This is a genomic window from Sphingorhabdus sp. (assembly GCF_046154385.1).
In the GTDB taxonomy this organism is placed as follows: Bacteria; Pseudomonadota; Alphaproteobacteria; order Sphingomonadales; family Sphingomonadaceae; genus Sphingorhabdus_B.
In genome coordinates, this window is record NZ_JBJXFW010000051.1 from 23022 (window position 1) to 29428 (window position 6407).

Consider the following 6407-nt stretch of genomic DNA (forward strand, 5'->3'; position numbering starts at 1 on the left):
TAACGCGCCCCCATTGGACACAAATAATGTCAGTTATATGACAAAAGCATCGAGCTAACACATGGATATCGGACACAAAAAAGGCGGAGCCTAAGCCCCGCCTTTTGATTTTTTGTCCGGTTAAAAGTTAGAAGCTAACCTTTACACCCACGCGAATGCCGTAAAGTGACTGGCGCGAAACCAGATCAACATTGGGCGATACTACGTTTGAATACCGATATTGCGCGCATGTCTGCGTGCTCGCAGTATTCACAACCGCAGGCAGATTGTTCGGGTTTTGAGCCGGCGTGCTGCCAATGGCTACGACACCCGTTCCGCTTGGAACTGCTGTGCTCAAGCACTGAATATTCGCAAGTGTCGCAGCATATGGGAATGCAACTTGACGCAATGCACCCCAGTCGCTGTCGATGATGTTCAAAACATTTTCGATGTCGGCGAACAGCTTCAACTTAGCACCACCGACGAACAAGGGCAGTTCCTGGCTGACGCTCAAGTCGACCTTGAAGAAGTCAGGCGAAGTCTGTGAATTCTTAGGCAATATCTTGCCACGGAATTTTTCTAGACCAAGGCTTGTAACCAGCGAGTTAAACGCGGTTTCGGCCTGCGCTGCTGTTTGAACGACGACATTGTTTACAACGTTGTCGCCAAACGAAACCCGCGTATCGCCGACTGTTGGGATATAAAGCAGGTGACGGCTACCCGTTCCGGTTGTTCCAAACACCGCGCTGCGTGCGGACGAACTTGTTCCGGTGCTGTCAAACGAAGTCAGGCTGAACGGACGGCCCGAGCGATATTCACCGAACAGGCTCAGACGTGTTTCGTTGTCGCCAAAGAATTCACGTTTGAAATTGACGCCGAATTTCCATTGATCCTTAATCTCGTAAATCGAGCGGCCATATGACGCTGCATTCGGTGTGTTGAACACGTTATTGTTGTACAAGGATCCGGCGGTCGTCGACGTAATGGCGTTTTCGTCCTTCACGTCAGAACGTGTGTAGCTGCCTTCGATGCCCAGGCCGAAATCCCATTCTTTCGAGATACGCGCAACAGCAACATAGCTGCGTCCACGCGTGCTGTTGGTCATCAAAAGATCCTGGTTAGGACCTGAAGTGCCAGGCAAATTGCCGAAACGTGCGCGGCCATCGGGTAAAGTACCAATTTGTACCGAGCGGATATCTGTCCATTGATACGCCTGCAGGACATTACCATATAAGAAATTGGCACCAAGCAACCAGCCGTCGCCAAGCGGACCAAAGTCTGCATCATAATCGACCGAAAGTGTCGCCCGCAATTGACGTGCAATCTTCAGATCGGGATCGATGGCATTGACCGGAGCATTTTGGAGCGAGGATACATTGGTAGCCAAAAACTGGCCAACTGCACCGGGAATTGTCGAAAGTGATACATTGTTTAATGCTGCTGCACAAATGGCTGCCGCGTTTGGCGTGGTTGCGGCAATGTTGCAACCAGCAGTCGACGTATTGCGATCGATGGTCACCGAATTGGTCAGCTGTCCCGTATTCGAAAAGCTGTTGGACAGGAACACATCCGGTGTCCCGCCAGCAAATATTCCGACGCCGCCCTTGATGATCAAACGGTCGGTTGCTTCATAGTTAAAGCCGACCCGTGGTTGGAATACGCCGCGACCATCAAAAGTTACGCGGTTTGAAAACCCATGCCGGGTAACAAAATTGGGATTCAATGGCGGCTTTTCTTCGTTCGCAAACAAGTCATAACGGGCACCAATGTTCAATTGAAGCTTGTCGGTAACTTGCCAATCATCCTGCACGCCAAAGGTAAAGCTTGAGCTGCCAAATTCGGCTGCGCCATCATTGGGATCAAGGCTTGGAACTGCATTTTGATAAATCAACCGTCCAGCGTTACCGGCTTGAAAATCGGCGACCGAGTCAAAATAGAATACGCCCAATGAACTTGGGACAAACAAGTTGAACACATTAGTCTGTGAATAGCCGAACAATGCTTTGAACTGATGATCCCCCGCATCCAAACGCGCAGTAAAATCAATCGACAAATTGTCGGTATTCAATGCGTTTGAATGGCGGAACTGATCGGGACCAAAGAAAATGCGCGGAACGCCGTTGGTGCAGGATGTGACTGATCCAGCGGTAACAGCATCGGCACAAACCGCGATTTCGCCAAGCGTTGTTGCACCATATGGAATTTGACCACGATTATAGTCACGATAAGATGCGCGCAACTCGGTCGAGAATTTTTCCGACCAGTTGCTGTTCAATTGGAACACGCCGGAATTCACCTCTTCGGACAATTCATATCCGGTCGAAAACAGTCCAAGCGTCGGGCTAGACGTGCTAGTCGAGGTATTGCGCTGGTTTGCCTGCGTTCCGATATTGCGGATATAGGTAAATGCAGCGCGATGATCGTCATTGACGTTCCAATCGAGCTTAACGACAATTTTCTCGTCTTCTTCAACGCCGTTCTGAATGACACCCAGAGTGTCATAGCTGTACCGGGTTTGGGCAATATTGCTGATTTGATCGACAAGCGCCTGGGTCACACCCGGGATTGGAGCCGAGAATCCCTGACCTTGCGGGCCACTGTCAAACGGATCGCTCTCTTCTGTCTTTTCATACGCAATCATGAAGAACAACTTGTCCTTGATGATCGGGCCAGACAAAACGCCGCCATATTGCTTGGAGTCAAAATCAAGGACAATGTCCCGACCCTTGGTCCGCGAACCCGTCAGATTTTCATCTGTGTACGAATAGAAAGCGGAACCGTGGAACTTATTACCACCTGAACGCAGCAGAACGTTAATCGCACCGCCTTGGAAGTCGCCTTCCGACACATCATAAGGAGCAACTTTAACCGAGAACTGCTCAATGGCATCCAGCGGCACAGGACCGCGTGATGTAGGCAAGCCACCGTTATTCAGACCGAAATCGTCCGAAAACTGGGCGCCATCAACAGAGAAACGGTTCAAACGGCCGTTTTGGCCAGCGATTTCGATCGTCCGGCTGTTGGTGAGGTCAATGGTTGCGAAAGGATCGCGACGCGCAAGGTCGCGGATGTCGCGGTTAATCGACGCTACGCCCTCAATGTCTTCACGGTTCAGCACCGTGATCGGACCGCTCGAACTTTCCGTAGCGCCCTGCAGAGCAGATGCTGTTACAACGATTTCCTGCTGAGATTGCAGGATGATCGGCAGACGAAATGCCTGACCCGCGCTCAGCGAAAGGTCCGTAACTTGCGCCGTTTCGTAGCCGGTTGCATCAACGGTTACGGTGAATGGCCCACCAATGCGAAGGCCGTTTGCACTAAAATTACCGTCCGCATCCGAAACGCTAGTCGCCGTTGTTCCCGATGGCTCATGCACTACCGTTACCGTAGCGCCCGCAACAGGTCCGTTATCGCTCTCGATCGTTCCACGAACGGAAGACGTCGTTTCCTGCGCCATTACAGGTGTAGAAACAGAGGCAGCGATTGACAACGCGGCTGCGCTGGCGGCTAAATAGTAGCGAATTTTCATGTGTTGGGTTCCCATTATTTTATAATCCATTCGGGCATTCGCATCTAGCGTGACGAATTTTCCCAAATGAGGAGTTGATGTTTTTCGCCATGAAAGCAAAAAATTGCAGTTATGTGACAGCAAAAACACCAAGTCGTCACAAAGCCATTCGTGGTGAATTGCAAGCAAAATATTGCAGCGCACAAATTAGTGCAACGCATTAAAATTACATCATTTTTCGACCTGTTGTTGCGCCATTGCAACAGTGCAGGTTAATTCAACCTGCACCAGGCTTGCCTAAGCAGCGTCTTCCTTGCTGGCTTTGGCAGACTTTGCGTAGACCAGAACAGGTGTCTTGCGGCCTTCGACGACATCCTTGTCGACCACCACTTCATCAACACCATCAAAGGTCGGCAAATCGAACATGGTATCCAGCAATATCGCTTCCAATATCGACCGCAGTCCGCGGGCACCTGTTTTGCGTTCGATAGCCTTTTTGGCAACCGCTTCGAGTGCGTCTTCGGTAAAGCTGAGACCTACGTCTTCCATTTCGAACAGCTTGCGATATTGCTTCACAAGAGCGTTCTTCGGTTCCGACAGGATCTTCACCAACGCTGCAATGTCGAGGTCTTCCAGAGTCGCTGTGACTGGCAAACGCCCTACGAATTCAGGGATCAGACCATATTTCAGCAAATCTTCAGGCTCGATCTGTTTCAATACTTCACCCGTGCGGCGTTCATCAGGGTCGGCGACGTGCGCGCCAAAGCCAATCGACTTGCCTTCTAACCGATTGGAAATGATCTTCTCCAGCCCTGCAAACGCGCCGCCGCAAATGAACAGGATGTTGGTTGTGTCGACTTGCAAGAATTCCTGCTGCGGATGTTTGCGTCCACCTTGTGGAGGAACGCTCGCGGTTGTGCCTTCCATCAGTTTCAACAACGCCTGCTGCACGCCTTCGCCGCTCACGTCGCGCGTAATCGACGGGTTCTCGGCCTTGCGGCTGATTTTGTCGATTTCGTCGATATAGACGATCCCGCGCTGCGCCTTTTCCACATTATAATCGGACGCCTGCAGCAATTTGAGAATGATATTCTCGACATCTTCTCCGACATAGCCCGCTTCGGTCAATGTTGTCGCATCTGCCATTGTGAAGGGCACATCAAACGTCTTTGCCAAAGTTTGCGCCAGCAAAGTCTTTCCGCATCCGGTTGGACCAACCAAAAGGATGTTCGATTTCGCCAACTCTACATCGGCACCTTTTGCGCCATGATTGAGCCGCTTATAATGGTTATGGACAGCAACCGACAAAACACGCTTCGCCTGTGGTTGACCAATGACATAATCATCCAGAACGTCACAGATTTCCTGCGGACTGGGCACTTCACCTTCCTTGCGGCCGGTCAACGTCCCCTTGGTTTCTTCGCGGATGATATCATTGCACAATTCCACGCATTCATCACAGATGAAGACTGTTGGTCCGGCAATCAGCTTGCGGACTTCGTGCTGCGATTTTCCGCAGAAGGAGCAGTATAATGTGCTCTTGGTATCAGATCCGCTCAACTTCGTCATAAATCGTCCTGCTTTCACGCTGTCACTGCGCGAATTGTAATCAAATCGTCATCCTAAAGATGCGTTCGATTTTGGCAATAGCCCAAAAGGGGGTATGCCATATTAGCAAACCTGGTGGATGAAAAGCTAACAGCCTTAGCTCGCATCCGCTTCGGCATTGGCGGGGCGCTTGTCAAATACTTCATCGACTAGACCGAATGCCTTGGCTTCATCCGCCTCAAGGAAAGTATCCCGATCCATAGCTTTCTCGATATCCTTGAGCGGTTTGCCGGTATATTTGGCATACAGGTCGTTCATCCGCTTGCGAATACGCAAGATTTCATTCGCCTGAATTTGAATGTCGGACGCCATCCCGCGTGCGCCGCCTGAGGGCTGGTGCACCATGATGCGACTGTTGGTCAGTGCCACGCGCATGCCCGGTTCGCCCGCGGCCAGCAGGAAACTTCCCATCGAAGCCGCCTGACCGATGCAGACCGTTCCTACCTTCGGTCGGATATATTGCATTGTATCGTGAATCGCCATGCCGGCCGTCACCACGCCGCCCGGCGAGTTGATGTACATCCAGATGTCCTTTTTAGGGTTATCCGATTCGAGGAACAGCAACTGGGCGGTGATGATCGACGCCATGCCATCCTCAACTTCGCCGGTCACAAAAATGATCCGTTCACGCAGTAGCCTCGAAAAAATATCCCAGCTGCGCTCGCCTCGGTTAGACTGCTCAATTACGACAGGAACGAGTGCGGTGGTGGGATCGAAATAAGGATCGTGCATAGGTACCTCTATTTTGGCTCAATTGCCTTGCCGCCTACATCGGCGTCACGGACTAAAGTTTCAAGCAGGAAAAGGGTTAAGATTGCGTGCGATTTAGCCATTGCAGCAACAAAAAAGGCCCCGGAAGTTCCGGAGCCTTTCTGTTTCACGCGGTACCACCTTATTTTTTGGTGGACGCGGCTTTTTTCGCGGGAGCCTTTTTAGCGGAGTCTTTTTCCGCTTTAGGCGCATCGGCATCCTTCTTTGACGCCGCTTTCTTTGCCGCAGGTTTGGCTTCCGTGGCAGATGCCTCGACCTTGGTTGCCGCCTTTTTGGCAGGTGCTTTCGTCTTTGCAGCGGGCTTGGCATCGGGTTCCGCTTCGATGGCGGCTTCCAGCTCTTCCTTCGTCACGGCCTTTTCGGTGACAGTCGCCTTGTCGAACAGGAAGTCTACGACCTTGTCTTCGAACAAAGGTGCCCGCAGCTGCGCGGCTGCCATCGGGTTTTCCTGCAGATATTGTACGAAACGCTGACGGTCTTCGGGGCGATATTGCTGGGCAGCTTGCTGGACCAGCATGTTCATTTCCTGATTGCTGACTTC

Annotated in this window: 3 protein-coding genes and 1 pseudogene; all 4 read right to left on the bottom strand. The window is 51.4% G+C overall.

Annotated features, from left to right (window positions below; genetic code table 11):
* Positions 1-127 precede the first annotated feature (127 nt).
* Positions 128-3508 (bottom strand): carboxypeptidase regulatory-like domain-containing protein, encoded by a 3381-nt coding sequence (locus tag ACKVOS_RS11535; RefSeq protein WP_409212150.1) that lies wholly within the window; start codon positions 3506-3508, stop codon positions 128-130.
* A 276-nt stretch (positions 3509-3784) separates the two neighbouring features.
* Positions 3785-5056: an ATP-dependent Clp protease ATP-binding subunit ClpX gene (clpX, locus tag ACKVOS_RS11540; RefSeq protein WP_409212151.1), complete on the bottom strand. Its 1272-nt coding sequence runs from the start codon at positions 5054-5056 to the stop codon at positions 3785-3787.
* A gap of 135 nt (positions 5057-5191) precedes the next feature.
* Complete coding sequence (locus ACKVOS_RS11545) at positions 5192-5827, bottom strand: ATP-dependent Clp protease proteolytic subunit (RefSeq protein WP_409212152.1); 636 nt, start codon at positions 5825-5827, stop codon at positions 5192-5194.
* 160 nt (positions 5828-5987) lie between these two features.
* A pseudogene (locus ACKVOS_RS11550) lies at positions 5988-6407 on the bottom strand (trigger factor); the annotation flags it as partial.